Here is a 26,538-nt window from a genome sequence, read left to right on the forward strand (position 1 = left end):
GAACCGGATTTAGGGGAAAGACATGAAAGCGTGGTTCAAGAGTGGGGCACCCTGGATCTGGCTGAACGCCGGAGCGGTAGCGGTGTGCATGATCATGGTGGTCGGCCTGATCGGGCTGATCGCGGTACGTGGGTTCGGCCACTTCTGGCCGGCCGATGTGGCCGAGGTGGTGATCACCGACGAGCAAGGCAATCGCAGCGTGGTGCTGGGCGAGGTGGTGCGTTCGCAGACCATCCCGGCAGCGGTTGCCCGCGATGCCGGCTACTACGTACCGGAAAACCGTGAGCTGGTCACCCGTTTCCTGTTCAAGCAGGGCAACCGCGACCAGACCGGACGTGACTTTGCCTGGTACACCGAGATCGGTATGGGCGAGTTCCAGTACCCGGAAAACGCCTTCGTCATCGAGCGCCGCGAGTGGGGCAACTTCTACGGCTACCCGGTCAAGCTGTCGCAGGACGGGCGGACCATCAGCGCCGAAGCGCCGGAGTTCTGGCAGGCGGTGCAGGCCTCGGTGGATCGCAGCCTGGAGCTGCACGACGATATCAAGGCCATTGAGCGCCGGCGTATCGGTCGGATCAACAGCGACATGGAGCAACTGCGCCTGGAGCGGCGGATGCTCGATCTGCGCAACGTCGAGGGGCTCGAGCGTGACCAGGCCGAGGCCCGTATCGATCAGCGCAGCAGTGAGCTGGACGCTGAGTATCAGGTGCTGCGCACTGAGCTGGACGCGCTGTACGCCAGCACCCGGCGCGACAGCCTGACCTTGCGCATGGCCGATGGCAACGAACTGGAGATCAGCTTTGCCACCATCGTCCGGGTCAGCCAGCCGAACGCCATGTCGGTGTTCGGCAAGCTAGGCCAGTACGTGGTGCGTCTCGGCGAGTTCATGACCGATGATCCGCGTGAGGCCAATACCGAGGGTGGGATTTTCCCGGCGATCTTCGGCACCGTGACCATGGTGTTCGTGATGTCGATCATCGTTACCCCGTTCGGCATCGCCGCCGCCATCTACCTGCGCGAGTACGCCAAACAGGGCACCATGACCCGGATCATCCGGATCTCGGTGTATAACCTGGCCGGGGTGCCGTCGATCGTTTACGGGGTATTTGGTCTGGGCTTTTTCGTCTACTTCCTTGGCGGCAGCATTGACCGGATGTTCTACGAGGCCTCGTTGCCGGCACCGACCTTCGGTACGCCGGGGCTGTTTTGGGCCTCGCTGACTCTGGCCCTGCTGACCCTGCCGATCGTCATCGTTTCCACCGAAGAAGGTCTGGCGCGGATTCCCAGCACCATCCGCCAGGGTAGCCTGGCGCTGGGCGCAACTAAGGCCGAGACCCTGTGGAAGGTGATCGTACCACTGGCCACGCCGGCGATGATGACCGGGCTGATCCTGGCGATCGCCCGAGCTGCTGGCGAAGTGGCGCCGCTGATGCTGGTTGGGGTGGTCAAGCTGGCGCCGACCCTGCCAATCGACGGCAACTTCCCGTTCATCCATATGGAGCGCAAGATCATGCATCTTGGTTTCCATATCTATGACGTGGGCTTCCAGAGCCCTAACGTTGAGGCGGCCCGTCCGTTGGTATACGCCACCGCGCTGGTCCTGGTCCTGTTGATCGTGGTGCTCAACCTGACCGCCATTTCGATTCGTAACCACCTGCGTGAGCGCTATCGCAGCGCTTCGGACTGATCGCCTTCAAGACAGGTAACACGACATGACTACCGAGACTGCAAGCATGAACACCCCCGCGCAACAGGGTAAAGTATCCGTTTCTGCTGCCAATGCCCTGGCAGACAAACAAGGCGGAGTACTGTCCATGGCGGATGAAAAAGCCAAGATCGAGGTACGCAACCTCGAATTGTTCTACGGCAATGACCGGGCTCTGAACGGCATTGACCTGACCATTCCGGAGAAGAAGGTCACCGCCTTCATCGGCCCGTCCGGTTGCGGCAAGTCGACCCTGCTGCGCTGCTTCAATCGCATGAACGATCTGGTCGATATCTGCCGCATCGAAGGCCAGATCCTGATGGACGGCAAGAACATCTACGACCGTGATGTCGATGTGGCTGAACTGCGCCGCAATGTCGGCATGGTGTTCCAGAAGCCCAACCCGTTCCCCAAGTCGATCTACGAAAACGTCGCCTATGGCCTGCGCCTGCAGGGCGTCAGCTCCAAGCGCGACCTGGACGAAGTGGTCGAGCGTTCGCTGCGCGCCGCGGCGCTGTGGGATGAGGTCAAGGATCGTCTGAACGACAACGCCTTCGGCATGTCCGGTGGTCAGCAGCAGCGTCTGGTGATCGCCCGGGCCATCGCCATCGAACCGGAAGTGATCCTGCTCGACGAGCCGGCTTCGGCCCTGGACCCGATCTCGACCCTGAAGATCGAGGAGCTGATCAACGAGCTCAAGGACCAGTACACCATCGTCATCGTTACCCACAACATGCAGCAGGCCGCGCGAGTCTCGGACTACACCGCGTTCATGTACATGGGCGATCTGATCGAGTTTGGTGACACCAACACCTTGTTCACCAACCCGAGCAAGAAGCAGACCGAAGACTACATCACCGGCCGTTACGGCTAACCCGCAGGGAGACTGCCATGAATCAAGACAAAGAAGCATTCAGCCATCACATCTCCCAACAGTTCAACGAGGAGCTGGAGGAAATCCGCACCCTCATGCTGGAGATGGGCGGTCTGGTGGAGATGCAGGTCAACGATGCCATCGTCGCCCTGATCGAAGGTGATGCCAAGCTGGCCGAGCTGGTGCGCGAGAAGGATGACGCGATCAACCAGATGGAGCGCAAGATCGACCAGGAGTGCATGCGCATTCTGGCCCGTCGTCAACCGGCGGCCAGTGATCTGCGACTGGTGATTAGCATCAGCAAGATCATCGTCGATCTTGAGCGCATTGGTGACGAAGCCTCGAAGATTGCCCGTCGGGCTCAGTATCTGGTCGAGGAAGGCCAGGCCCCGCGGGGCTACGTCGAGTGCCGGCATATCGGTTATCACGTGCGCAAGATGGTGCAGGACGCGCTGGACGCTTTCGCTCGCTTCGACAGCGACCAGGCCTTCGCCGTTGCCCGCGAGGACAAGGTGGTCGATCAGGAGTACAAGACCGCCATGCGCGAGATGGTCACCTACATGATGGAAGATCCACGCTCCATTACCCGGGTGCTGAACATCCTCTGGGTACTGCGCTCACTGGAGCGGGTCGGCGATCACGCGCGCAACGTTGCCGAACATGTGATCTATCTGGTCAAGGGCACTGACGTGCGCCACCTGGGCCTGAAGAACATGGAAGAGCAGTTGAAGAAGGACTGATCCGGTAGCTACACCAGTGACGCTTACGGCGGTCTGCAAGCCGCCGGGCGTCACCCTGTTACCCAGGGCAACCGCCCTCCAGCTTATGCTCGACAGCATATCTGATATTCCGTATATTCGAAAAACCGAATATAACGGAGTCCCACCATGTCCCAGTCCATGACGCCGACCGAGCTGTTCAAGTGCCTGGCCGATGACACCCGGGCCCGGGCCACCCTGCTGATCGCTCGCGAAGGCGAACTGTGCGTCTGTGAGTTGACCGAAGCGCTGCGGCTCAGCCAGCCGAAAATCTCCCGCCACCTGGCGCAACTGCGCACCTGCGGTCTGTTGCAGGACCGGCGTAGTGGCCAGTGGGTCTATTACCGCCTGCACCCGCAACTGCCAGCCTGGATCAATGACACCCTGAAGCGGGTGCTGACGGCCAATACTGAGTGGCTGGCACCTGATCTGCTGCGCCTGGACAGCATGCGCAACCGGCCGCAGCGCGCCGCCCTGTGCCAATAAGGAGCTAACATGTTTGACGATCTGCCGAATGTCGAGGCCGAGCTGTTTCAGCGTCCTGACCAGGACCAACTGGCACCCCGCCAGCCGGCCAGCCACAAGCCCCGGATTTTGCTGCTGTACGGTTCCACCCGTGAGCGTTCGTTCAGCCGCATGCTGGTCGAGGAAGCGGCCCGACTGCTTGAAGGTTTTGGCGCCGAGCCGCGGATTTTCCACCCGTCTGGACTGCCTTTGCCGGATGATGCCGGCGATGACCATCCCAAGGTCCGCGAACTGCGTGAGCTGATGCAGTGGTCCGAAGGCCAGGTGTGGTGCTCGCCTGAGCGGCATGGCGCCATGACCGGGGTATTCAAGGCGCAGATCGACTGGGTGCCACTGGCCATAGGCGCGATCCGTCCGACCCAGGGTAAGACCCTGGCGGTGATGCAGGTCTGTGGTGGCTCGCAGTCGTTCAATGTGGTCAACCAGTTACGAGTGTTGGGTCGCTGGATGCGGATGTTCACCATTCCCAACCAGTCGTCGGTGCCCAAGGCATTTCTCGAATTTGACCAGGCCGGGCGGATGAAACCATCGTCCTACTATGACCGGGTGGTGGATGTGATGGAGGAGCTGGTCAAGTTCACTCTGCTGCTGCGCGATCGTCAGGACTATCTGGTTGATCGCTATTCCGAGCGCAAGGAATCGGCCGAGCAGCTTTCGGCGCGAGTCAACCAGCGCAGTATTTGATGGATACCGCCGGCTCGCCCGGTACTTTGATCGACGTTAACCCGTGGAGAACACAGCATGACAATCAAGGTAGGTATCAACGGTTTCGGCCGGATCGGCAAGCTGGCCCTACGTGCTGCCTGGGACTGGCCGGAACTGGAGTTCGTGCAGATCAATGATCCGGCCGGCGACGCCACAACCCACGCGCATTTGCTCAACTTCGACTCGGTGCACGGGCGCTGGCAGCACGAGGCGGTAGCCGAGGGTAATGATCTGCGGATCGGTGACCGGCGACTCAAACTGACCGCCAACAAGACTATTGCCGAGACCGACTGGTCGGGCTGCGATCTGGTAATCGAGGCCAGCGGCAAGATGAAGACCGTGGCCGTACTCCAGGGTTATCTGGAGCAGGGCGTCAAGCGGGTGGTGGTCAGCGCCCCGGTCAAGGAAGCCGGTGTGCTGAATATCGTCATGGGCGTCAATCAGCAGTTGTTCGACCCGGCCCAGCACCGGATCGTCACTGCCGCCTCCTGCACTACCAATTGCCTGGCTCCGGTGGTCAAGGTGATCCATGAGACGCTGGGCATTCGCCATGGTTCAATCACCACCATTCACGATCTGACCAACACCCAGAGCATTCTCGATCAGCCGCACAAGGATCTGCGCCGGGCTCGGGCCTGCGGCATGAGCCTGATCCCGACCACCACTGGCTCGGCTACCGCGATTGCCGAAATTTTTCCCGAGCTGCGCGGCAAGCTTAATGGCCATGCGGTGCGGGTGCCGCTGGCCAACGCCTCGCTGACCGACTGCGTATTCGAGGTCGAGCGCGCAACCACGGCGGATGAGGTCAACGTGTTGCTCAAGAGCGCCGCCGATGGCGCGCTCAGGGGTATTCTGGGTTACGAGGAGCGACCGCTGGTATCGATCGACTACCGTACTGACCCGCGCTCGTCGATCATCGACGCACTGTCGACCATGGTGGTCAACGCCACGCAGGTGAAGATATACGCCTGGTATGACAATGAATGGGGCTATGCCAACCGCACGGTTGAGCTGGCCCGTTTGGTCGGTCAGGTAGGCTGAGGCGCATGAGCTGGCTGGCGCAGCTCAGTCCGGGAATTCGCCAGTATCTGGTGGTGACCGGCAATTACTGGGCTTTTACCCTCACCGACGGCGCCTTGCGGATGTTGGTGGTGCTGCATTTTCACAGCCTCGGCTATAGCCCGCTGCAGATCGCCGCGCTGTTTCTGTTCTACGAAATCTTCGGCGTGGTGACCAATCTGGTCGGTGGCTATCTGGGTGCCCGCATCGGCCTCAACCGGACCATGAATATTGGTCTGGCATTGCAGGTGCTGGCGTTGCTGATGCTGACGGTGCCCAGTGAATGGCTGACGGTACTCTGGGTCATGGCCGCCCAGGCATTGTCCGGAGTCGCCAAGGACCTGAACAAGATGAGCGCCAAGAGCGCTATCAAGCTGCTGGTGCCGGACGAGCAGCAGGGCACCTTGTATCGCTGGGTGGCGCTGTTGACCGGCTCGAAGAATGCGCTCAAGGGTGTGGGCTTTTTCCTTGGTGCCGGACTGCTCACGCTGCTGGGCTTTGCTGGCGCGGTGCTGGCCATGGCGCTGGCGTTGGGAGTGGTCTGGTTGTTCAGCCTGTGGCTGTTGCAGCAGGATCTGGGCCGGGCCAAGGTCAAGCCGAAGTTCCGTGAGCTGCTGTCCAAAAGCCGGCGGATCAATATTCTTTCGGCAGCCCGGCTGTTTCTGTTCGGCGCCCGGGATGTCTGGTTCGTGGTCGCTCTGCCGGTGTATCTGAGCAGCGTGCTGGGCTGGGATTTCTGGTCGGTTGGCGGTTTTCTGGCCCTGTGGGTGATTGGCTACGGCATCGTCCAGTCCCAGGCTCCGGCCTTGACCGGCAAGCGTCAGGGCCGGGTGCCGGGGGCGCGGTCCGCTTTCGGCTGGGCGTTGGCACTGGCCTTGCTGCCGGCGGCCATGGCCCTGGGGTTGCATATGGGCGCGCCGGCCCCGAGCCTGTTGATCACGGGGTTGCTGCTGTTTGCCGTACTGTTTGCGATCAACTCGTCGCTGCACAGCTATCTGATCGTGGCGTACGCCGGGCGTGATGGGGTCTCGCTGGATGTCGGCTTCTACTACATGTCCAACGCCCTGGGGCGGTTGATCGGCACCCTGCTGTCGGGCTGGGTTTATCAGACTCAGGGGCTGGAAGCCTGCCTATGGATTTCGGCACTCTTTGTATTGGCGGCTGCGCTGATCTCGTTGGGTCTGCCCAGAGGCATGGCAGACATCAGCGCGGCACGCTAGCCGCTGATGGAGCCCGGGCACGGCCGGGCTCCGCCTGCGGGTCTCTCAGTTCAGCGTCAGTACCCACTCGGCCAGTTGCCGGGCTTCCTCATCGCTCACCTGATTCGGCGGCATCGGGATCGGCCCCCAAATGCCAGAGGAGCCATTCTTGATGTGGCTGGCCAGGGTATCAACGGCACCGTCTTCACCGGCGTACTTGGCGGCGACTTCCTTCAGGGCCGGGCCAACCATCTTGGTGTCTACGGCATGACAGGCCACGCAGGGTTTGCTCTTGAACAGGGCTTCGCCATCGGCCAGCGCGGCATGACTGGCAAACAGGGCGCCAGCGGCAAGTGCGGGGATCAGCAGGTTTTTCATCAGGTATCCTCGGATGTTGGTGAGGGTTAAATTCCCATCTTTTAATAGGTTTCATTATGGGCACTTTGCCGATTACGTTGCCGGCTTATTGCTGGTTTGGCAAGTGGTCGATTGTCGCAGAACGTCTCGCAAGACATAGACTAAAGAACTGGCTTTGGGTATGTTGCGGGACATAAAACGATTTTGTATCCCCGGACCGCTGCCGGGGTTCCGCTTCAATACACCTACTACAACGCCTGATGGCTGCGGAGAGCTCCCATGGAAATTTCGTCTTACAGTATCAACTGGCACTATCCTACCTCTGTCCGGGTTGGCCCCGGGCGCATCGGCGAGCTGGGCAAGGCCTGCAAACAGTTGGGCATGCAGGCACCGCTGCTGGTGACCGATCCGGGCCTGGCGGCCTTGCCAATGGTTGAACAGGCGCTGCAGAACTGTCGTGATGCCGGTTTGAATCCGGGCTTGTTCAGTGCCGTCAAGGGTAACCCCACCAGCGGCAACGTGGCCGATGGCGTGGCGGCACTCAAGGCCGGCAGCCATGATGGGGTGATTGCCTTCGGCGGCGGCTCGGCCATCGATGCGGCCAAGGCCATCGCCCTGATCGCCCACCAGAGCATTTCGCTGTGGGAGGCGCAGAAACCGTCGAACGTCGATGTCAGCAAGATGCTGCCGGTGGTTGCCGTGCCGACCACCGCCGGGACCGGTTCGGAAGTGGGTCAGGCGGCGGTGATCAGCGACGAGGAAAGTCACGCCAAGCGGATCTTGTTCCACGCCAAGATGGTGCCGCCGGTGGTGATTCTCGATCCGGAGCTGACCGTTGGTCTGCCGCCTAAGCTGACCGCGGCCACCGGGATGGATGCCCTGGCGCACAACCTGGAAGCTTTCTGTGTGCCCTTGTTCCACCCAATGGCTGAAGGCATTGCCCTGGAAGGTATGCGTCTGGTCAAGGAATACCTGCCGCGGGCGACCGGCAACGGCAACGATATCGATGCGCGGATGCAGATGATGGTGGCCTCGACCATGGGTTGCGTGGCATTCCAGCGCGGCCTGGGCGCGATCCACGCGCTGTCGCACAGCCTGGGCGCGCTCTACGATGCCCACCACGGCACCTTGAATGCGATTGTCATGCCCTATGTGCTGCAAATGAACCGTACCGCCATCGAGGCGGAAATGCAGCGGGCTGGCCGTTATCTGGGGCTGGCCAAGCCCAACTTCGACGGCATTCTGGACTGGGTGCTGGAACTGCGCAGCGAGCTGGACATGCCGCATACGCTGGCCGCTATCGGTATTGACGATGCCCAGGCCGAGACCATTGGCGCGATGTCGGTCAAGGATCCCAGTGCCCGGACCAACCCGATCCAACTGGAAGCGGCGCAGTATCAGCAACTGTTCCTCAATGCCTTGAACGGCACGCTCTAACCTTGCCTGACACCGCCTGGTACTGTTCAGTATCAGGCGGGTCGTCAGCCTGCCGGCATTCACACTGGGTAATTGCTATTACTCTGCGCTAAGCTATGCGGACATCGGAAAGAGAGAGTCAACATGGCGAAAGTGTCAGTCCTGGTGGTGGACGACGCCCCCTTCATTCGCGACTTGGTCAAGAAGGCCTTGCGCAGTCATTTTCCTGGCTTGCAGATTGAGGAGGCGACCAATGGTCGCAAGGCTCAGCAGGTATTGAGCCGCAGCAGCTTCGATCTGGTGTTGTGCGACTGGGAAATGCCGGAAATGAGCGGTCTGGAGCTGTTGCAATGGTTTCGTGGCCAGCCGGAAATGGCCAAGGTGCCGTTTGTTATGGTGACCAGCCGCGGCGACAAGGAAAATGTGGTTCAGGCCATTCAGGCCGGGGTCAGCGACTATATCGGCAAACCCTTCAGCAATGAGCAACTGGTCGGCAAGGTCAAGAAGGCCCTGCAGCGCTCAGGCAAGCTGGCGGCATTGCAGGCGCGACCGGCTACACCCAGTGTCGGCACTGCCCAGGACAGCATCAGTGCCTTGACCGGTGGTCGCCCGGCGGCATCGCCCCCCTCCAGTGCGGCAGCCAAGCCAGCACCCAAGGCTGTTACTCCCACCGTCTCGCCCAGCCCCGCTGCGGCCAGCAGCGCCCAGAACGTGCGCGGCCAGGCGCAACTGCGCCTGGCTGATCAGCAGCAGGCTTGCGTGATCAAGACTCTGAGCCTGCGCGATGCGCTGGTAGTGGTGCGCCGTGCTGAACGCTTACCGCAGGTGTTTGAAAGTGTCGTGCTGGATCTGGAACAGGACAGCGACCAGAGCGTGGCGCGGATCAACGCTTATGTACATGCGGTGGCGGCGCTGGAACCCAAGCTCGACTGCGAATGGGTCAAGGTGACGCTGAAGTTCGTCGATCAGGATCAGGACAAGCTCAGCTATCTGTCCCGGCTGATTGCCTCAGGCACGGCTCAGCAGCATTACTCGCCCGGGGCCTGATCAGACTATCCGTCCGCTGGGAAAATGGCAGGTGAAGGTGCTGCCTTTGCCCGGAGTGCTGGTGATTTCCAGCTTGCCGTCGTGGCGCAATAGCACGTGCTTGACGATCGCCAGCCCCAACCCGGTGCCGCCGGTACTGCTGTTGCGGCTGGAGTCTACCCGGTAGAAACGCTCGGTCAGCCGGTTGATGTGTTGCGGGGCGATACCTACGCCATTGTCACTGACGCTCAGGTGAGCACCGCGCTCATCCTGCCACCAGCGAATCTGGATCTCACCCTCGTCCGGGGTGTACTTCACTGCATTGAACACCAGATTGGAGAAGGCGCTACGCAGCTCGCCTTCGATACCGCGTAGTCGCAGTTGGCTGCTGGCTTCCAGGCTGATGTGGTGGTTGCGTTCGGCCGACAGGGCCTGGGCGTCCTGGCGAATGCCGAGCAGCAGCAGGTCGACCGCCACTGGTTTTTCATCGTCGACAGTATCCGAGGTTTCCAGCCGGGCCAGTAACAGCAGGTCGTTGAGCAGGGTCTGCATGCGCCGGGCCTGTTGCTGCATCTGTTGCAAGGCTCGCTTCCAGCGCGGATTGATCGAGTCTTCGGCGTCAAGCAGGGTTTCCAGATAGCCGACTACCACGGTCAGCGGGGTGCGCAGTTCATGGGAGACGTTGGCGACGAAGTCTTTGCGCATCTGTTCGAGGTTGTGCATGCGCGTGACATCGCGCACCACCATCAGGCGGTCGCCACGGCCATAGCGGGTGATGGCGTACTGCAGCCAGCTATTGATGTCGATCGGCGAGGGGATGTCGAGCGGTTCCTTGTAGCTGTCCTGGTCAAAGTAGGCCACAAAGCGCGGGTCACGAATCAGGTTGGTGACGTGCTGGCCGCTATCATCCGGAGCACGCAGCCCCAGCAACTGTTCTGCAGCGTGGTTCCACCATTCCAGGTGGCCGTCCGGGTCGATCATCACCACCGCATCGCTGAGCGCCGCAGTCGAGGCCTGGATGCGGTCGATCACCGCTTGCAGGCGGGCTCGCATGCGGCTGTCCCGGCGCTGCATATGATAGATGCTGTCGAAGATTTCACCCCAGACGCCCTTGGCTTCCGGAGGTGGGTCATTGGGGCGGGTCCGCAGCCAGTGGTGGAAGCGGAACATCTGACGCAGGATCCAGAACAGATAAAGGGTGAGGCCGGCGACCAGGGTCCAGGCCACTGCGTCGAGGATCAGCCCGGCCACCAGGCACAGCAGCATCAGCCAGAACAGCCTGTTCAGTACCGCTGTGAACCAGTTGTTACCCAAGCGTCAGCTCCTTACTCGGCCGGTGGTCCGATGTGATTGAGCCGCTCTCAGGCCTTGGTGGAGAACCGATAACCAGTACCGCGCACGGTCTGCACCAGATGCTCGTAATTGCTGCCCAGGGCCTTGCGTAGCCGGCGGATATGCACGTCTACGGTGCGCTCTTCGACATAGACATTGCCACCCCAGACCTGATCAAGCAATTGTCCGCGAGTATAGGCGCGCTCCTGGTGAGTCATGAAGAACTGCAGCAGGCGGTATTCGGTCGGACCCATTTCCGCTGGCTTGTCATCAATGGTCACCCGGTGACTGACCGGGTCCAGGTGCAGGCCGGAAACTTCGATCGGCGCTTCGCTGTCAGCCGGGCCGGCGCGGCGCAATACCGCCTTGAGCCGGGCGACCAGTTCGCGCGGTGAAAAGGGTTTGGTGATGTAGTCGTCGGCGCCGACTTCCAGGCCCTGGATCTTGTTGTCCTCTTCGCCCTTGGCGGTGAGCATGATGATCGGAATGTCGGCTGTCATGTCATCGCGCTTCAGGCGCCGGGCCAGTTCGATGCCGGTGGTGCCGGGCAGCATCCAGTCGAGCAGGATCAGGTCCGGCTTGCTGTCAATGATGCTGGCATGGGCCTGCTGGGCGTTTTCGGCCTCGAGGCACTCATAGCCGGCCATTTCCAGCGCTACAGCAATCATCTCCCGGATCGGGGCTTCATCATCGACGATCAGAATGGTTTTGCCTGCCATGGTGTTTACCATCTCGTTGCGGATTCCTGACATGCGTCGATTAGATAACACTTTTATTGCAGTTGTATGACGCTCACATAACCACTTGATGAAGCTTGCTGTCAGCGCATGGCGTAATCCAGGGCCAGGCCGATAAACACCAGCATCCCGGCCCAGTGATTGGCCAGGAAGGCGCGCAGGCAGGCCTGGGGCTCGCGTTCGCGGATCAGCCACTGCTGCCAGGCAAAGCCCAGGGTCATGGCCACCAGGCCCAGATGATAGTACAGCCCCAATTCGAAGCGGCTGCCAACCAGCAGCAGGCAGATCAGGGTCAGGCCCTGGAGCAGGCCAACGATCAGGCGGTCGGCCTCGCCGAACAGGATTGCGGTGGATTTGACTCCGATCTTCAGGTCATCTTCGCGGTCGCACATGGCGTATTCGGTATCGTAGGCCACGGTCCACAGCAGGTTGGCGATAAATACCAGCCACAGGGCGATGGGCAACTCTCCGGCCTGGGCGGCGAACGCCATGGGAATGGCCCAGGAAAAGGCCGCGCCGAGCACTACTTGGGGGTAGAAGGTGAAGCGTTTGCAGAACGGATAGATGGCGGCCAGAGCGATGCCGACGAATGCCAGCTTGATGGTCAGGGCATTGGTCAGCAGTACCAGCAGACCACTCAGGCCGGTCAGGATGGCGAACAAAATCAGTGCTTCGCGGGCACTGATCCGGCCAGTGGCCAGTGGGCGCTGGCGAGTGCGGCTGACGTGGCCGTCGAAATTGCGGTCGGCGTAATCGTTGATCACGCAGCCGGCGGCGCGCATCAGGATGACGCCGACCACAAAGATTACCAGCACCTTGATGCTCGGCACGCCTTCGGCGGCCAGCCACAGCGCCCAAAGCGTGGGCCAGAGCAGTAGATAGGTACCGATCGGGCGATCCAGACGCATCAACTGAATGAAGTCGAGGGCGCGGGGGTGTACCCGCTGCAGGGGTTTGATCAGCAGGCCTAGCACGGGGAGGTCTCCATGGCATGGGGTTGGCCGGCCGGAGGCCAGCCGGTCAGGAACACTTCGCAGACCAGCAGTCGCGACTGGCCGCCACGACCAAAGCTTGAGCGCCGGGCCCAGAGCTGCTCGGCACGGACCCGGGCTGGCAGCCAGGCGGCGGGGTAGCGGCTGATCTGAATCGGACCGCGCTGGATCTCCGGGTCACTGAACAGCAGCTCGCCAAGGCTGCGCGTGCCCAGGCTGTTGAGATCGACCCGAGCTTCGCGCAGAGTCTGCAGGGGGGCAACACTGCGGGCAAAGACTCGCGGTGCGCCGGCGGTATGCAACAGCACCTCGCGGACCCACAGCGGTTCACCGCTGGCCAGACCGAAGGCCTGCAGTTCATCGCTCCGACCGGTCTGGATGCCCTGCCAGAGCAGCTCAACCCGGAAGTCGTTGGGTCCGGCGGCAGTCAGACGCTGAGTCAGCGAGCCCTGACCACATAGCCAGTCGAGCAGGGCACCGGCAGGTGCATCGGGGTGTTGAGCGGCGGGAAACCAGTCGGGTACTGTCACGTTTTGAATCGGTTCATGGTCAATCGGCGTGGTCCACAAGGGTATCATGAAGGTAGGCGGTGGTGCTGCCCGGTCCTTGGCCGGATTCGGTATATAAGGTAGTGTCGCGGCAATTCGGAATTCTGTTGAGATGAGTACTTCAATGAAAAAGTGGCAATGTATCGTCTGTGGCTTCATCTATGACGAGGCCGAAGGCTGGCCCGACGAGGGGGTCGCTCCGGGTACCCGCTGGGAAGATGTGCCTGCCGACTGGCAGTGCCCGGACTGTGGGGTAGGCAAGGAAGATTTCGAGATGATCGAGATTGGTTGAGACTTGGGGGGAAGAGTGTCCACAACCGCACCGCTGGTAATCGTCGGGACCGGCCTGGCCGGCTATAACCTGGCCAAGGAGTTCCGCAAACTGGATGCTGAGCGCCCGCTTATGTTGATCAGCGCCGATGATGGGCGCTTTTACTCCAAGCCGTTGCTGTCTACCGGATTTGCCAAGGGCAAGCAGGCTGATGAATTGGCGATGCAGGATGCTGCCAGCATGGCTGGGCAACTGCAGGCCGAGATTCTCACCCAGACCCGGGTCGAGCGGATTGATCCGCAACAGCGCCGCCTGTGGCTGGCCGGGCACGAGCTTGAATACAGCGATCTGGTACTGGCCTGTGGTGCTTCGCCCCGGCAGTTGCCCTGGGCCCGGGATCTGGGGGAGCGATTGCTGTCGATCAACGACCTGCAAGACTACGCCCGTTTCCGCCAGGCTTTGGAGGGGCGCAAGCGAGTCCTGATCATCGGTGCCGGACTGATCGGCTGCGAGTTTGCCAATGATCTGGTGCTGGCCGGTTTCGAGGTCAGCGTGCTGGCCAGCGATCCTTACCTGATGCCCGGGTTGATTCCCGAACCAGTGGCCGAACCGATCCAGGCCAGCCTCGAAGCGCTGGGTGTGCGCTTCTATCTGAATCAGAACATTGCCCAGATGCTGTTGAGTTCGTCTGGGTTGCAGGTGCGACTGGAAAATGGGCAGGTGCTGGAGGCCGACCAGGGGCTGTCGGCCATCGGCTTGCAGGCCAATACCCGGCTGGCAGCGGAGGCGGGGCTGGCGGTCAACCGCGGCATTGTGGTTGACCGTCAGTTGCGCAGTTCTGATCCCCATGTGTTTGCGCTGGGCGACTGCGCCGAGGTTAGCGGGCTCAATCTGATGTATGTCATGCCGCTGATGGCCGGGGCCCGAACCCTGGCGCAAGTGTTGGCCGGCCAGACTGCGCAGCTGAGTTACGGACCAATGCCGGTGACGGTCAAGACTCCGGCCTGTCCGCTGGTAGTTGCCCCACCGGTGACCGCCAGTGCCGGTGCCTGGACCTTCAGTGGTGAGGGCCCGGATCGACGAGCGCTGTTTCATGCGCCGGATGGGCTGCTACACGGTTATGCCCTGACGGCCGGGGCATTGCCGGAGCGGTTGCAGTTGAATCGGCAGTTGCCGCCCTGGTTGTAGAGAGAACGGGCCAAAATGGGACGCTTTGGCCTTTTGTCGGGAAATCCGCGACACAATAGCCAAAAGATGGATTTTCCGACTGGCGCTATGGGGCGAGTCGTGCCATGCTGGTTGAGCTGTGACAGGCGGGCCAGACGGCTCGGCCCCTGCCAGACCGCTGCGAGGAAGCAGCGGGAAAACAACAACAACAGACTATGAGGCTATTATGCGTAAACCGGATCTCGCAGCGGCTATTGCCGACAAGGCTGACCTGAGCAAGGACCAGGCCAACCGAGTACTCAACGCAATTCTCGATGAAATCACCCAGGCTCTGAGTAAAAAGGACACGGTAACCCTGGTTGGTTTCGGTACTTTCCTTCAGCGTCATCGCGGCGCTCGTACCGGCAAGAATCCCCAGACCGGAGCCCCGGTCAAGATCAAGGCCAGCAACACCGTCTCCTTCAAGCCAGGCAAGAGCCTGAAAGACGCCGTTAATTGAACAAGGCGTCGCGGTGGGCCCAGTAAGCGCTGCTGGGCCTTACCGTTGCAGATAGTCCGTTTTGTGGCGGCTAGCCGCCGCGAGTGACCTCGAACAAATTCGATCCGCCTCAACTGCGCCAGGTATGCTGATACTGGTTGACCAGCACCCGCAGCGCATCGCGCGCATCCAGCACTTTTTCCACCACCGTCGTTGCCTGGTCTCGCTCCAGACCAAGACGCTCAAGCAGCGACTCGGGAATCGCCATCAGCGGCCCGCCGCCAATACCTCGTTCGCGCAATAGCGCCAGACTCAGGTAAATCAGGTTGGCGTAGACGTGATCATCACCGCGGTAGTCAGGTTCATGCTGGTGGCGAACGGCGCTGGCGATTTCATCAGGCATGTCCCAGTAGCGCATCAACCAGCTGCCAATCTGGTCGCGGGTCACTCCCAGCACATGCTGCTCGATCTGGTGCGGGGGCACATGCGGGTTGGCTTCCAGGTGTCGGCAGATCATCTTGAAATAGGGCGGGAAGATGTAGGCCAGCACCAGATAGCCGAAGTTGTGCAGTAGCCCGCACAGGTAGTTGAGCCCCAGCTCCGGGCGCTTGTCACGGGGCATGACCTTGGCCAGGCCCTCGATCACGGCGGCGGTGTAGATTGCCTGCTCCCAATAGGGCGTTGTGCGCTCCGGGGCGTCCTTGGGCAGGTTGAAGGTTTTGCCCAATGCCAGGCCGACGGCCAGATTGATCACCAGATCGAACCCCAGCACCCGGCCGATGGCATCTTCGACAGAACGGATCTTGCCCGGCGCGGCGTAGAATGGCGAGGCGGCCCAACTGATGACCTGAGCAGCCAGGCTGGGATCGGTTTCGACCACATCGGTCAGGTCGTCAATATTAGCGTCGGGGTCGACCCGCAATTTCATGACTTTCTGTGCGGTTTCCGGCAGCGGGGGGATTTCGATGGTTTCTTCCAGCCGTTGGCGCATGCGCAGTGCGGTGAAGTTCTGCACGGCGGCGTGGATGTCCTGATGATCCTGGTCGGGGTCGCTCGGCAGCGGCGCGATGCTGCTCAGTGGGACGGCAAAGCGGGCGCCACTGGCCTTGGCGACCAGCGCCTTGGCATCGGCCTGCTCAAGCTCCAGACACCAACCCTCCAGGCCGCTGTCGAGCCATAGCCGGGGATGTTCGAGCAGGCTTTGTTCGTAGACACAGGGCGAGCTGAACAGAATCGGCAGGCCAGGTAGCTGATTGAGCTGATGCTTGGCCAGGATATGGCTGAGCTGGGCATCGCGCATGGGCTCAAGCTCGCGGCCGAGCAGTTCAGGCATGCGCTTGAGGTCAAGTAGGTGATCTTTGGGAATAAGTATCAATACAGTGCCGATATTGTCGCTCAGCAGGCAGGCCTGAATCTGCTGCGCCGCCGGGCCGGCATGGCGCTGCTGGCGCATCCGATAGCTTACGCCCTGCTGCTGCAGCAGTTTTTCGATCAACTGGGGGAGGCTGGCATTACCATCGGTGGCGGCTACGGTATTCATGGAGCAGGATCCTTTCACTGGGCCTGGCACGCGCTAGCCGGCCGAACAAGCTTTTCGCTGATCTTAGCATGCACTGGGTAAGGTTGCTGGTTGTTCAGAGCTATCTTAAGGAACCGCTGAAAAACTTAGGCGAGGCGGCAAGACAATACCGATGGCGGCCCCGCAAAAACAGCCGAAAAAGCGGAGTTTACGTGATGTAAATGAGCATTTTGACCGGGCTCGCGATCGAGGCTGTTTTTAACGCAGTATTGCCAACGCAGGTAGTTTTTCAGAGGTTCCCTAAACCTGTGCAAACTGCTGGCCTTGAGCCAACCAGCGGTCGATCAGTGCCGCAGCCTGCCCTGGATACCGCTGGGCCAACAGCTTGGCGGCCTGCTGGACCTGGGGCAGCAGGTCGGCATCGCGCACCAGATCGGCGACCCGGAACTGCACCAGCCCGGTCTGTCGGGTACCGAGCACTTCGCCAGGGCCGCGCAGGGCCAGATCCTTTTCCGCAATCACGAAGCCATCGGCGCTTTCACGCATGATCCCCAGGCGTTCGCGGCCCAGTGCCGAAAGTGGCGCATGGTAGAGCAGTACGCAGTGGCTGGCGGTGCTGCCGCGACCGACCCGACCCCGTAACTGATGCAGTTGGGCCAGACCCAGGCGCTCGGGGTTTTCGATGATCATCAGACTGGCGTTGGGTACATCGACCCCGACTTCGATCACCGTGGTAGCCACCAGCAGATGCAGGTCACCCATTTTGAAAGCGTTCATGATTTCGGCCTTGTCGGTGGCCTTCATGCGCCCGTGAACCAGCCCGATCGACAGTTCTGGCAGGCTTTCGCACAACGCTTGCCAGGTAGCCTCGGCGGCCTGGGCCTGAAGCTGCTCGGACTCTTCGATCAGGGTGCAGACCCAGTAGGCCTGACGGCCTTCGGCGCAGCCGGCGCGGACCCGCTCGATGACCTGTTCGCGGCGGCTGTCGGCGATCAGCACGGTGTTGATCGGCGTGCGTCCGGGAGGCAGTTCGTCGAGGATCGAGGTATCCAGGTCGGCGTAGGCGCTCATCGCCAGCGTCCGAGGGATCGGGGTGGCAGTCATGATCAACTGGTGGGGTGAGAATTGCCCGGCACTGCCCTTGTCGCGCAGGGCCAGGCGCTGCTGGACGCCGAAACGGTGCTGTTCATCGATGATGGCCAGACCCAGATTGTGGAATTGCACCTCATCCTGGAACAGCGCATGGGTACCGACCACCATCGCCGCTTCACCGCTGGCGATCATCTGCAACTGGTTGGCCCGGGCCTTGCCCTTGAGTTTGCCAGCCAGCCAAGCCACGGAAATGCCCAGGGCCGAGAACCAGCGCTGGAAATTGTTGAAGTGCTGTTCAGCCAGAATCTCGGTCGGTGCCATCAACGCCACCTGCCAACCAGCTTCCAGTGCATGCAGGGCGGCGAGGGCGGCGACCACGGTCTTGCCGGCACCGACGTCGCCTTGTACTAGGCGCAGCATAGGTTTGGCCTGGGCCAGATCACGGCTGACCTCAAGGCTGACCCGCTGCTGGGCGCTGGTCAACGGAAAACCTAACTGGCGACAGAATTGCGCGGCCAGCTCGCCGCTGGCCTGCATGGCCGGAGCCCGGTGGGCACGGATCTGCGCGCGCAGCCGCAGCATGGCCAACTGATGGGCTAGCAACTCTTCGAACGCCAGTCGGTGCTGGGCCCAGTGGCGGCCTTCGTGCAGGGCCTCCAGATCGACATCCGGTGGTGGTCGATGCAGGGTGCGCACGGCTTCGCGCAGCGCCGGCAAGTGATGTTGCTCAGCCAGTTCGGGCGGCAGCAGGTCGTCCAGTGCATGGCCCTGATCCAGCCAGGCCAGTGCGGCTTCGCTGAGGCTGCGCAGGCGCAGTTGCGACAACCCTTCGGTGCTTGGGTAGATCGGGGTCAGGGTTACGGCCACTGGCGCGGTGCTGTGCTCGTCGAGCTTCTGCATTTCCGGGTGGTAGATTTCCAGCCCGGAGGCGCCGGGCCGCACTTCGCCATAACAGCGCCAGCGGCTGCCGCGGCTGAGGCTGGCCTTGAGTGCAGCGGAGAAGTGGTAGAAGCGCAGGCTCAGTGTGCCGCTGCCATCCTGTAGCCGGCACAACAGGCTGCGGCGTCGGCCCATGACCACATCGGCGCCGAGCACCACGCCCTCGATCACTGCATCGGTGCCGGGCCGCAGGGCGCCAATCGGAGTAATCCGGGTCCGGTCCTGGTAGCGCAGCGGCAGATGGAACAACACATCCTGAACGTTGCGCAGGCCGAGTTTTTCGAGCTTTTCGGCCAGCGCCGGCCCTACGCCCTTGAGCGCGGTCAGCGGGGTGATCGGTGTCTGACTCAATGCGGCTGGCTGACCGAGCACAGGCGGATCGAGTCGCTCAGCATTTCGATCGCTTTGGGCCGTGGGAAGCTGGCGCGCCAGGCGATGGCGACGGTGCGATAGGGCACAGGGCTCTGGAACTGCTTGGTGACCAGCAGATCAGAGCTGTAGTAGCGGTCATCGGCGGCGGACATCGGCAGTACGGTCATGCCGATACCGGAGGCGACCATATGGCGAATGGTTTCCAGTGAGCTGGACTCGACCGTGGTGTGCTTGTGCTGTTCTTCACTCTTGCGGATGCTCGGGCAGGCTTCCAGTACCTGGTCGCGGAAACAGTGACCCTCGCCGAGCAGCAGCAGCTTGTTGTCGTCGAGCTCATCCAGGCTGACATGGTCGCGCTTGGCCCAGGGGTGGCTGGACGGGATCAGCAGGCTGAACGGCTCGTCGTACAACGGCTTGGTCAATACGTCGGGCTCATTGAACGGCAGCGCGATGATGATGGCGTCGAGTTCGCCGTTGCGTAGCTTGTCGCGCAGGATATGGGTGAAATTCTCTTCGATATACAGCGGCATTTCCGGCGCCACCCGGTGCAACTGCGGGACCAGGTGAGGGAACAGGTAGGGGCCGATGGTGTAGATGGCGCCGACCTTGAGTGGAGCCGCCAGCTGATTTTTGCCGGTGCTGGCCAGTTCGCGAATGGCCAGGGCCTCTTCCAGCACTTTTTGCGCCTGGGTGACGATCTTCTGGCCGATCGGCGTAACCCGCACGGCACTTTTGCTGCGCTCGAAGATCATCACGCCCAGCTCGTCTTCCAGTTTTTTCACCCCGACGCTCAGCGTGGGCTGGGACACGTGGCAACGTTCGGCCGCATGGCCAAAGTGCTGTTCCTGGGCCAGGGTAACGATGTAACGCAGTTCGGTCAGGGTCATGGCGTTATACTGCCTGCGGTGAAAGTCGGACTAGGATCGATAGTTCGTAGCATAGCGCCTTGATCGATAGAGGAAAACAATGAAACGGGTTCTGGTGGCAGGATGTGGAGATCTGGGTTCGGCATTGGCTTTGCGCCTGCTGGCACGCGGCTGGCAGGTTTATGGTTTGCGTCGCGACACCTCCGAGCTAGCGCCCGGAATAGAGCCGTTGGTGGCGGATCTGTGCGAGCCGCAGCAACCTGCTCAGTGGCCGGCCCAGATCGACTATGTGGTCTACTGTCCGGCCGCTGGGCGGCGTGATCCGGAGTTGTATCAGCGTTTGTATGTGGATGGTTTGCGCCACCTGCTGGGCTGGTTGGCCCAGAACAAGCGTAAGCCGCGTTATCTGTTGCAGGTCTCCAGCACCGCCGTCTATGCCCAGGCCGATGGGCAGTGGGTCAGTGAGAACAGTCCGGCGCTGGCGGCCAGTGATACCGGCCGCTTGTTGCTGGCCGCTGAGGATCTGGCTCTGCGCAGCGGTATTCCAGCCTCGGTGGTGCGCCTGGCCGGTATCTATGGTCCGGGGCGGACCCGGTTGATTGAGCAGGTGCGGGCAGGTCTGCAGGTAGCGGCCGAGCCGGCCCAGTACACCAACCGCATCCATCGTGACGATGCCGCTGCGCTGCTTGAGCATCTGCTGTTGTTGGTCGATCAGGACGAATTGCTGGCGCCCTGTTACCTGGGCGTGGACGACGAGCCGGCAGCCATGCACGAGGTAGCGGCCTGGCTGGCTGGACAGCTGGGGGTTGAGTCGCGTGAAGATGGGCCGGTCAGCACCCGGGTAGGCAGCAAGCGCTGCAGTAATGCGCTGGCGCGCGAAAGTGGCTGGGCGCCGCAGTATCCGAGTTATCGGGAGGGTTATGCCGCCCTGCTTGGGGAGCAGGGCGGCGCTGGTAGCTGACAGTAACTGTCAGCCGACCACCATCACCCCATCCATTTCTACCGGCACGCCCTTGGGCAGGGCGGCAACGCCGATCGCAGCGCGAGCCGGGTAGGGCTGCTTGAAGTAACGGGCCATGACCTCATTGACCAGGGCGAAATGACCCAGGTCGGTGAGGAAGATGTTCAGTTTGACGATGTCCTGCAGGCTACCGCCAGCCGCAGCGGCTACGGCGCTGAGGTTGTCGAATACCTGGCAGATCTGCGCTTCGATACCCTCGACCACTTCCATGGTTGCAGGATCAAGCGGGATTTGCCCGGACAGGTAGACGGTGTTGCCGACCTTGATGGCCTGGGAGTAGGTGCCAATAGCAGCAGGCGCCTGGTCACTGGTGATGACTTGCTTGTTCATGGAATCTCCAGATCGGATTCAGTTTTTCAGGCGGGTGATTCGCATCACCCCGTTGAGGGCGCGAATGCGCTTGATCAGTTGTGACAGGTGCAGGCGGTCACGCACCCGGACCACCAGTTGCACCACGCTGACCCGGCCGTCGCGCTCATCGACACTGATCTTGTCGATGCTGGCGTCGGCCACGGTAATACTGGTGGCGAGCTGGGCGATGATGCCGCGCTGGTGCTCCAGCTCGACCTTGAGCTCGACAGTGAATTCGCCGCTGACGTCCTTGTCCCAGGTCAGATGCAGAGTCTTTTCGGTATTGTGCCGGCTGTCGGCCAGGTTCTTGCAGTTTTCCTGGTGGATCACCATGCCTTTGCCGGAGGACAGGTAGCCGACGATCGGATCGCCGGGGATCGGGTTGCAACAGCGGGCGAAGCTGACCACCAGGCCTTCGGTGCCGCGGATTGCCAGCGGCTTTTCGCGGCTGTTGGGTTCGGTGATTTCGGGCTTGGCGGTTTCGGTCTCGACGCTATCGCGTTCCAGCAGGCGGCGGGCGACCACATAGGCCATGCGGTTGCCCAGGCCGATATCGGCCAGCAGGTCCTCCATCAGTTCCAGGCCGCAGTCGCTCAGAACTTGTTGGACATGGGGCTCGGGAATGTCGGCCAGGCAGGTATCGAAGCTGGCCAGGACCTTGTCGAGCAGGCGCTCGCCGAGTGCGATTGACTCCGAGTGGCGCTGATGTTTGAGGAAGTGGCGGATGTTGCCACGGGCCTTGCCGGTGATGACGAAGCTGAGCCAGGCTGGGTTCGGGCGGGCACCGGGAGCGGTGATGATCTCCACCGTCTGGCCGCTCTGCAAGGGTTCGGATAGCGGCGCCAGGCGTCGATTGACCCGACAGGCGATACAGCTGTTGCCGATGTCGGTGTGTACCGCGTAGGCGAAATCGACCGGGGTCGAGCCCTTTGGCAGCTCCATGATCCGGCCTTTGGGGGTGAAGATGTAGACCTCGTCAGGGAACAGGTCGATCTTCACGTTCTCGATGAACTCCAGCGAGTTGCCGGCCCGCTGCTGCAGCTCCAGCACGCCTTTGAGCCATTGCCGGGTGCGGGCATGGTTGCCGTTGAGCACTTCGTCCTTGGATTTGTACAGCCAGTGGGCGGCGATGCCATTGTTGGCCAGCTCTTCCATTTCCTCGGTGCGGATCTGGATTTCGATCGGTACCCCGTGCATGCCGAACAGCGTGGTGTGCAGCGACTGGTAGCCGTTGGCCTTGGGAATTGCGATGTAGTCCTTGAAGCGCCCGGGGAACGGCTTATACAGGCTATGTACGGCGCCCAGTGTGCGGTAGCAGGTATCGGCCTTGTCGACGATGATGCGGAAGGCGTAAACGTCCATGATCTCGTTGAACGCTTTGCGTTTGCCGCGCATCTTCTGGTAGATGCCGTACAGGTGCTTTTCGCGGCCCATTACCTTGCCCGGTAGGCCCTCGCGCTCGAGCAGACTCTGCAGTGACTCAAGAATCTTGTTCAGCAGTTCCTTGCGATTGCCGCGGGCGTTGCGTACGGCGCGCTCGATCAGTTGCGAACGCATCGGATACATGGCCCGAAAGCCCAGGTCCTCGAACTCGGTGCTGAGGCTGTGGATCCCCAATCGCTGGGCGATGGGTGCGTAGATCTCAAGGGTTTCCTTGGCGATCCGGCGACGTTTGGCCGGTTGCAGCGCGCCCAGGGTGCGCATGTTGTGCAACCGGTCGGCCAGCTTGACCAGGATCACCCGGATGTCCCGGGCCATGGCCAGGGCCATCTTCTGGAAGTTTTCGGCCTGGGCCTCGGCCTTGGTCTCGAAGTTCATCTGGGTCAGCTTGCTGACCCCGTCGACGAGATCGGCCACGGTCTCGCCAAACTGCTGAGTCAGGGCGTCCTTGGGGATTCCGGTGTCTTCGATGACGTCGTGCAGCATAGCGGCCATCAGGCTCTGATGGTCCATGTGCATGTCGGCAAGGATGTGGGCGACCGCCAGCGGATGGGTGACGTAGGGTTCACCGCTGCGGCGGGTCTGGCCGTCGTGGGCCTGCTCGGCGTAGTAGTACGCGCGCCGGACCAGATTGATCTGCTCCGGCTCCAGATAACTGCCGAGTCGGTCGGCGAAGGTCTCTATGCTGGACATGCAGTCCTCCCCTGGCCGCGGAAGCGGCTCTTAACGCTGGGGCAGGCAGACCTTCGCAATCGGCTTTACTCCGCGGTGAACTCGGATTCCAGCGAGTACAACGGCTCCTGCTGATCCTGCAGGGCTTCTTCAGCCAGGATCTCGTTGGAGACCAGGCCTTCAGCGATTTCCCGCAGGGCTACTACGGTGGGCTTGTCGTTTTCCCAAGCGACCTTGGGATCCTTGCCGCCGGTGGCGATTTGACGCGCACGTTTGGTGGCCAGCATGACCAGTTCGAAACGGTTATCTACATTTTCCAGGCAGTCTTCAACGGTGACGCGGGCCATGGTGTACTCCGGGGACGGCTAGCATAAAGAAACAGGCGCATTCCGCTCGGGAATGCTGGACCTGACAGTCTACTGAATCGCCGGTCACTCTGACAAGAGTGCCGTCAGCAGCGGGGTGTGGCGATTTTGCTGGTGCGCAATATCCAGTCGGCCGCTGCGCATGATCGCCTTGAGGTCATCCAGCGCAGTGTGGAAATCGTCGTTGATCACCAGGAAGTCGTATTCGACATAGTGGCTCATTTCATCGATGGCCTGGGTCATGCGCCCTTCGATCACGCTGTCCTCATCCTGGCCGCGATTGGTCAGGCGCTCGCGCAAGGCTTCACGCGAAGGTGGCAGGATAAAGATCGAACGGGCCAGGGGCAGGGCCCGGCGCACCTGTTGGGCGCCCTGCCAGTCGATTTCCAGAATCAGGTCATAACCTTCAGCCAGGGTGCGTTCGACGGTGCTCTGGGAGGTGCCGTAGAGATTGCCGAAAACTTCAGCGTGCTCGAGAAAATCGCCGGCACTGACCTGCTCAATGAACTGCTCGCGACTGGTGAAATGGTAGTTCACGCCATCCACCTCGCCGGGGCGGATCGGCCGGGTGGTATGTGAGACCGAGACGCGCAGGTCTGCGACCTGATCGATTAGTGCCTTGACCAGGCTGGTTTTGCCGGCGCCGGAGGGGGCGGAAACGATGTACAGGGTGCCGCTGGCGTGGGTCATGGATCCTGGTGTCCTGCTGGCTGGTGAATGGGCTGCTGGCGGGGATTATATAGGCACTTGCCTCTAAGGCGGGAATCACTGCGCACAAGAGAGTGTGGTTTGGCCCGGGTGTGGTAGTCGGAGTGGCTGGTCATATGTGCACTTTGCAGAGCGGAGCTGTTGGCCTTTTGCTACCGGATGATATAAGCGGCACAAACTTTAATAAAGTTTCGGCAATAAAAAGCAATGAGTGGAAGTGGCATTTTGATGTGTCTGAGTTAATATTGCAGAAACATTGCGAGGGCGGCGTTATAAAAATGGCGCCATAACTTTTACGCTAAAACTTGCGGCTCGTTGTTTTGGGTGTGTTTTGCATATAAAGAAGAATGCGCCGAAATAGCCGGCTTGACGGAGTTTTGGCGCCAGCAAAACTTCGGCAAAAAAAGTTGCCATAGAAAAAAACAATTATTATTACCGCGGTTGCCCCCTTGAAAACCCTCATTCTTCTGCGCATCCTGTGCGCAAGTTGGACACCCAAAGCTTAGTGCACCTCTTCGAGTGCAGCCCCGCACCGCAAAATAAATCCCACAAGGACGTCGGGTTTGGCTTTCGTCTTTTTTTACTCATTGCCAAATAACCATGGAGGGATATTCCCATGAATATCAGCATTTTCGGTTTGGGGTATGTTGGTGCAGTCTGTGCTGGCTGCTTGTCATCGCGTGGACATCATGTTGTTGGTGTTGATGTTTCACAAACCAAGATCGATCTGATCAACCAGGGTAAGTCTCCTATTGTTGAACCGGGCCTGGAAGAGTTGTTGCAGGCCGGATTGCAGTCCGGACGTCTGCGCGGCACGACCGATGTCCAGGAAGCGGTACTGAGCACCGATTTGTCTTTTGTCTGCGTCGGTACGCCGAGCAAGCGCAACGGTGACTTGGACTTGACCTACATGGAGATCGTCTGCCGGCAAATCGGTGAAGTGCTGCGCGACAAGTCCGATCGTCACACCGTGGTAATCCGCAGCACCGTATTGCCGGGCACCGTGCACAATGTGGTGATTCCGGCGCTGGAAGCCACCTCCGGCAAGAAGGCCGGTGAAGACTTCGGGGTGGCAGTGAACCCGGAGTTCTTGCGCGAAAGTACCGCAATCAAGGATTACGACTTCCCGGCCATGACCGTGATCGGTGAGTACGATCAGCTTTCCGGCGAGCTGCTCGAAGAGCTGTACCGCGATCTGGATGCGCCAATTTTCCGCAAGAGCATTCAACTGGCGGAAATGATCAAGTACACCTGTAACGTCTGGCATGCGGCCAAGGTGACCTTCGCCAACGAAATCGGCAACATCGCCAAGGCTTGCGGCGTCGATGGCCGCGAGGTCATGGATATCGTGTGCCAGGACCACAAGCTCAATATCTCCCGTTACTACCTGCGCCCGGGGTTTGCCTTCGGCGGCTCCTGTCTGCCTAAGGACGTGCGTGCGCTGACCTACCGCGCCGGGCAACTGGATGTCGAGCATCCGATGCTGGCTGGGATCATGCCGAGCAACCGCCATCAGGTCGATCGTGCCTTTGACCTGATCAGCCGCCATGACAAGCGCAAGGTCGGCATGTTGGGGCTGAGCTTCAAGGCCGGCACCGATGATCTGCGTGAAAGCCCACTGGTCGAGCTGGCGGAAAAACTGATCGGCAAGGGCTATGACCTGCGCATTTACGATCAGAACGTCGAGTACGCCCGGGTATTTGGTGCCAACAAGGAATACATCGAATCGAAGATCCCCCATGTGTCGTCGCTGCTGCATACCAGTCTCGAAGACGTGATCGCCCAGTCGGACATTATCGTGCTCGGCAATGGCGATCCGCGCTTCGGTGAGCTGGTCAAGCAGCCGCCACAGGGCAAGCAGGTCGTTGACCTGATCGGCTTCATGGAGCAGTCGAGCAACGGTGCTCAGGAAGGGATCTGCTGGTAACGCAGCAACAACAATAACGCAGGGGCGGCTAGTCGCCCCTGGCCCGGGGACGTCGGGCTTTCACTGCCTCGTGCAGATCAACGTGATCGGCTGTTGTGACAGTTGGGTGAGCCACCT

Annotated in this window: 26 protein-coding genes; 14 read left to right on the plus strand and 12 right to left on the minus strand. The window is 61.0% G+C overall.

Annotated elements, in window-relative coordinates:
• Positions 1–22 precede the first annotated feature (22 nt).
• The 7 genes from pstA to arsJ all read left to right on the plus strand — a co-directional run bounded on the left by pstA (position 23) and on the right by arsJ (position 6,846).
• On the plus strand, positions 23–1,687 hold the full coding sequence (pstA, locus tag BVH74_RS05085) for a phosphate ABC transporter permease PstA (protein WP_080049022.1): 1,665 nt from the start codon (positions 23–25) through the stop codon (positions 1,685–1,687).
• 46 nt (positions 1,688–1,733) lie between these two features.
• Positions 1,734–2,579 (plus strand): phosphate ABC transporter ATP-binding protein PstB, encoded by an 846-nt coding sequence (pstB, locus tag BVH74_RS05090; RefSeq protein WP_080051625.1) that lies wholly within the window; start codon positions 1,734–1,736, stop codon positions 2,577–2,579.
• 17 nt (positions 2,580–2,596) lie between these two features.
• The gene (gene phoU / locus BVH74_RS05095; RefSeq protein WP_080049023.1) at positions 2,597–3,319 is read left to right on the plus strand and encodes a phosphate signaling complex protein PhoU; all 723 of its coding nucleotides are present in this window, start codon (positions 2,597–2,599) and stop codon (positions 3,317–3,319) included.
• A 147-nt stretch (positions 3,320–3,466) separates the two neighbouring features.
• Positions 3,467–3,823, plus strand: a complete 357-nt coding sequence (locus BVH74_RS05100) for a metalloregulator ArsR/SmtB family transcription factor (protein WP_080049024.1) — start codon at positions 3,467–3,469, stop codon at positions 3,821–3,823.
• Between the two features lie 9 nt (positions 3,824–3,832).
• The gene (gene arsH, locus BVH74_RS05105; protein WP_080049025.1) at positions 3,833–4,546 is read left to right on the plus strand and encodes an arsenical resistance protein ArsH; all 714 of its coding nucleotides are present in this window, start codon (positions 3,833–3,835) and stop codon (positions 4,544–4,546) included.
• Between the two features lie 57 nt (positions 4,547–4,603).
• Positions 4,604–5,608, plus strand: coding sequence for an ArsJ-associated glyceraldehyde-3-phosphate dehydrogenase (locus BVH74_RS05110; RefSeq protein ID WP_080049026.1), 1,005 nt, complete (start codon positions 4,604–4,606; stop codon positions 5,606–5,608).
• A gap of 5 nt (positions 5,609–5,613) precedes the next feature.
• On the plus strand, positions 5,614–6,846 hold the full coding sequence (arsJ, locus tag BVH74_RS05115; RefSeq protein ID WP_080049027.1) for an organoarsenical effux MFS transporter ArsJ: 1,233 nt from the start codon (positions 5,614–5,616) through the stop codon (positions 6,844–6,846).
• A 45-nt stretch (positions 6,847–6,891) separates the two neighbouring features.
• On the opposite strand, the gene BVH74_RS05120 is transcribed toward arsJ, so the two are convergent.
• Entirely contained in the window at positions 6,892–7,203 is a 312-nt protein-coding gene (locus BVH74_RS05120) for a c-type cytochrome (RefSeq protein ID WP_080049028.1), read from the minus strand.
• 258 nt (positions 7,204–7,461) lie between these two features.
• Between BVH74_RS05120 and BVH74_RS05125 the strand changes: the two genes are divergently transcribed.
• Complete coding sequence (locus tag BVH74_RS05125) at positions 7,462–8,619, plus strand: iron-containing alcohol dehydrogenase (protein ID WP_080049029.1); 1,158 nt, start codon at positions 7,462–7,464, stop codon at positions 8,617–8,619.
• Positions 8,620–8,742: 123 nt separating this feature from the next.
• Positions 8,743–9,645, plus strand: coding sequence for a response regulator (locus tag BVH74_RS05130; RefSeq protein ID WP_080049030.1), 903 nt, complete (start codon positions 8,743–8,745; stop codon positions 9,643–9,645).
• Here the strand turns inward: BVH74_RS05130 and phoR are convergent, their stop codons facing one another.
• The 4 genes from phoR to BVH74_RS05150 form a co-directional block, all read right to left on the minus strand.
• Positions 9,646–10,938 (minus strand): phosphate regulon sensor histidine kinase PhoR, encoded by a 1,293-nt coding sequence (phoR, locus tag BVH74_RS05135; RefSeq protein WP_269434101.1) that lies wholly within the window; start codon positions 10,936–10,938, stop codon positions 9,646–9,648. It lies immediately after the preceding gene.
• Between the two features lie 47 nt (positions 10,939–10,985).
• Positions 10,986–11,675 (minus strand): phosphate regulon transcriptional regulator PhoB, encoded by a 690-nt coding sequence (gene phoB / locus BVH74_RS05140; protein WP_080051627.1) that lies wholly within the window; start codon positions 11,673–11,675, stop codon positions 10,986–10,988.
• Positions 11,676–11,776: 101 nt separating this feature from the next.
• Positions 11,777–12,667: a 4-hydroxybenzoate octaprenyltransferase gene (gene ubiA / locus BVH74_RS05145; RefSeq protein WP_155121694.1), complete on the minus strand. Its 891-nt coding sequence runs from the start codon at positions 12,665–12,667 to the stop codon at positions 11,777–11,779.
• Positions 12,661–13,215: a chorismate--pyruvate lyase family protein gene (locus tag BVH74_RS05150; protein WP_231705569.1), complete on the minus strand. Its 555-nt coding sequence runs from the start codon at positions 13,213–13,215 to the stop codon at positions 12,661–12,663. Before BVH74_RS05150 ends, ubiA begins: the two co-directional genes overlap by 7 nt.
• Positions 13,216–13,357: 142 nt before the next feature.
• Between BVH74_RS05150 and BVH74_RS05155 the strand changes: the two genes are divergently transcribed.
• From BVH74_RS05155 to BVH74_RS05165, 3 genes are all read left to right on the plus strand, one after another.
• Positions 13,358–13,525 carry a rubredoxin gene (locus BVH74_RS05155; RefSeq protein WP_080049032.1) on the plus strand — a complete coding sequence of 56 codons (168 nt, stop codon included), beginning with the start codon at positions 13,358–13,360 and terminating at the stop codon, positions 13,523–13,525.
• Between the two features lie 15 nt (positions 13,526–13,540).
• Complete coding sequence (locus BVH74_RS05160) at positions 13,541–14,692, plus strand: NAD(P)/FAD-dependent oxidoreductase (RefSeq protein WP_080049033.1); 1,152 nt, start codon at positions 13,541–13,543, stop codon at positions 14,690–14,692.
• A 205-nt stretch (positions 14,693–14,897) separates the two neighbouring features.
• Positions 14,898–15,170, plus strand: coding sequence for an HU family DNA-binding protein (locus BVH74_RS05165; RefSeq protein ID WP_080049034.1), 273 nt, complete (start codon positions 14,898–14,900; stop codon positions 15,168–15,170).
• A gap of 109 nt (positions 15,171–15,279) precedes the next feature.
• Here BVH74_RS05165 and BVH74_RS05170 read toward each other — a convergent pair whose 3' ends face one another.
• The 3 genes from BVH74_RS05170 to BVH74_RS05180 all read right to left on the minus strand — a co-directional run bounded on the left by BVH74_RS05170 (position 15,280) and on the right by BVH74_RS05180 (position 19,958).
• Entirely contained in the window at positions 15,280–16,689 is a 1,410-nt protein-coding gene (locus BVH74_RS05170) for an aminoacyl-tRNA deacylase and HDOD domain-containing protein (protein WP_080049035.1), read from the minus strand.
• 279 nt (positions 16,690–16,968) lie between these two features.
• On the minus strand, positions 16,969–19,050 hold the full coding sequence (recG, locus tag BVH74_RS05175) for an ATP-dependent DNA helicase RecG (RefSeq protein WP_080051629.1): 2,082 nt from the start codon (positions 19,048–19,050) through the stop codon (positions 16,969–16,971).
• Positions 19,047–19,958 carry a hydrogen peroxide-inducible genes activator gene (locus tag BVH74_RS05180; RefSeq protein ID WP_080049036.1) on the minus strand — a complete coding sequence of 304 codons (912 nt, stop codon included), beginning with the start codon at positions 19,956–19,958 and terminating at the stop codon, positions 19,047–19,049. Before BVH74_RS05180 ends, recG begins: the two co-directional genes overlap by 4 nt.
• Before the next feature lie 79 nt (positions 19,959–20,037).
• On the opposite strand from BVH74_RS05180, the gene BVH74_RS05185 reads away from it, so the two are divergent.
• Positions 20,038–20,898: an NAD-dependent epimerase/dehydratase family protein gene (locus BVH74_RS05185; RefSeq protein ID WP_080049037.1), complete on the plus strand. Its 861-nt coding sequence runs from the start codon at positions 20,038–20,040 to the stop codon at positions 20,896–20,898.
• A 9-nt stretch (positions 20,899–20,907) separates the two neighbouring features.
• On the opposite strand, the gene ridA is transcribed toward BVH74_RS05185, so the two are convergent.
• The 4 genes from ridA to gmk form a co-directional block, all read right to left on the minus strand.
• Complete coding sequence (ridA, locus tag BVH74_RS05190; RefSeq protein WP_080049038.1) at positions 20,908–21,288, minus strand: deaminase RidA; 381 nt, start codon at positions 21,286–21,288, stop codon at positions 20,908–20,910.
• 18 nt (positions 21,289–21,306) lie between these two features.
• Entirely contained in the window at positions 21,307–23,442 is a 2,136-nt protein-coding gene (gene spoT, locus BVH74_RS05195) for a bifunctional GTP diphosphokinase/guanosine-3',5'-bis pyrophosphate 3'-pyrophosphohydrolase (RefSeq protein ID WP_080049039.1), read from the minus strand.
• Positions 23,443–23,507: 65 nt separating this feature from the next.
• Positions 23,508–23,768, minus strand: coding sequence for a DNA-directed RNA polymerase subunit omega (rpoZ, locus tag BVH74_RS05200; protein WP_080049040.1), 261 nt, complete (start codon positions 23,766–23,768; stop codon positions 23,508–23,510).
• 84 nt (positions 23,769–23,852) lie between these two features.
• The gene (gmk, locus tag BVH74_RS05205; protein ID WP_080049041.1) at positions 23,853–24,476 is read right to left on the minus strand and encodes a guanylate kinase; all 624 of its coding nucleotides are present in this window, start codon (positions 24,474–24,476) and stop codon (positions 23,853–23,855) included.
• A gap of 634 nt (positions 24,477–25,110) precedes the next feature.
• Here gmk and BVH74_RS05210 point away from each other — a divergent pair.
• On the plus strand, positions 25,111–26,421 hold the full coding sequence (locus BVH74_RS05210) for a nucleotide sugar dehydrogenase (RefSeq protein WP_080049042.1): 1,311 nt from the start codon (positions 25,111–25,113) through the stop codon (positions 26,419–26,421).
• Positions 26,422–26,538: the final 117 nt, after the last annotated feature.

This window comes from Halopseudomonas phragmitis, from assembly GCF_002056295.1.
Taxonomy (GTDB): Bacteria; Pseudomonadota; Gammaproteobacteria; order Pseudomonadales; family Pseudomonadaceae; genus Halopseudomonas; species Halopseudomonas phragmitis.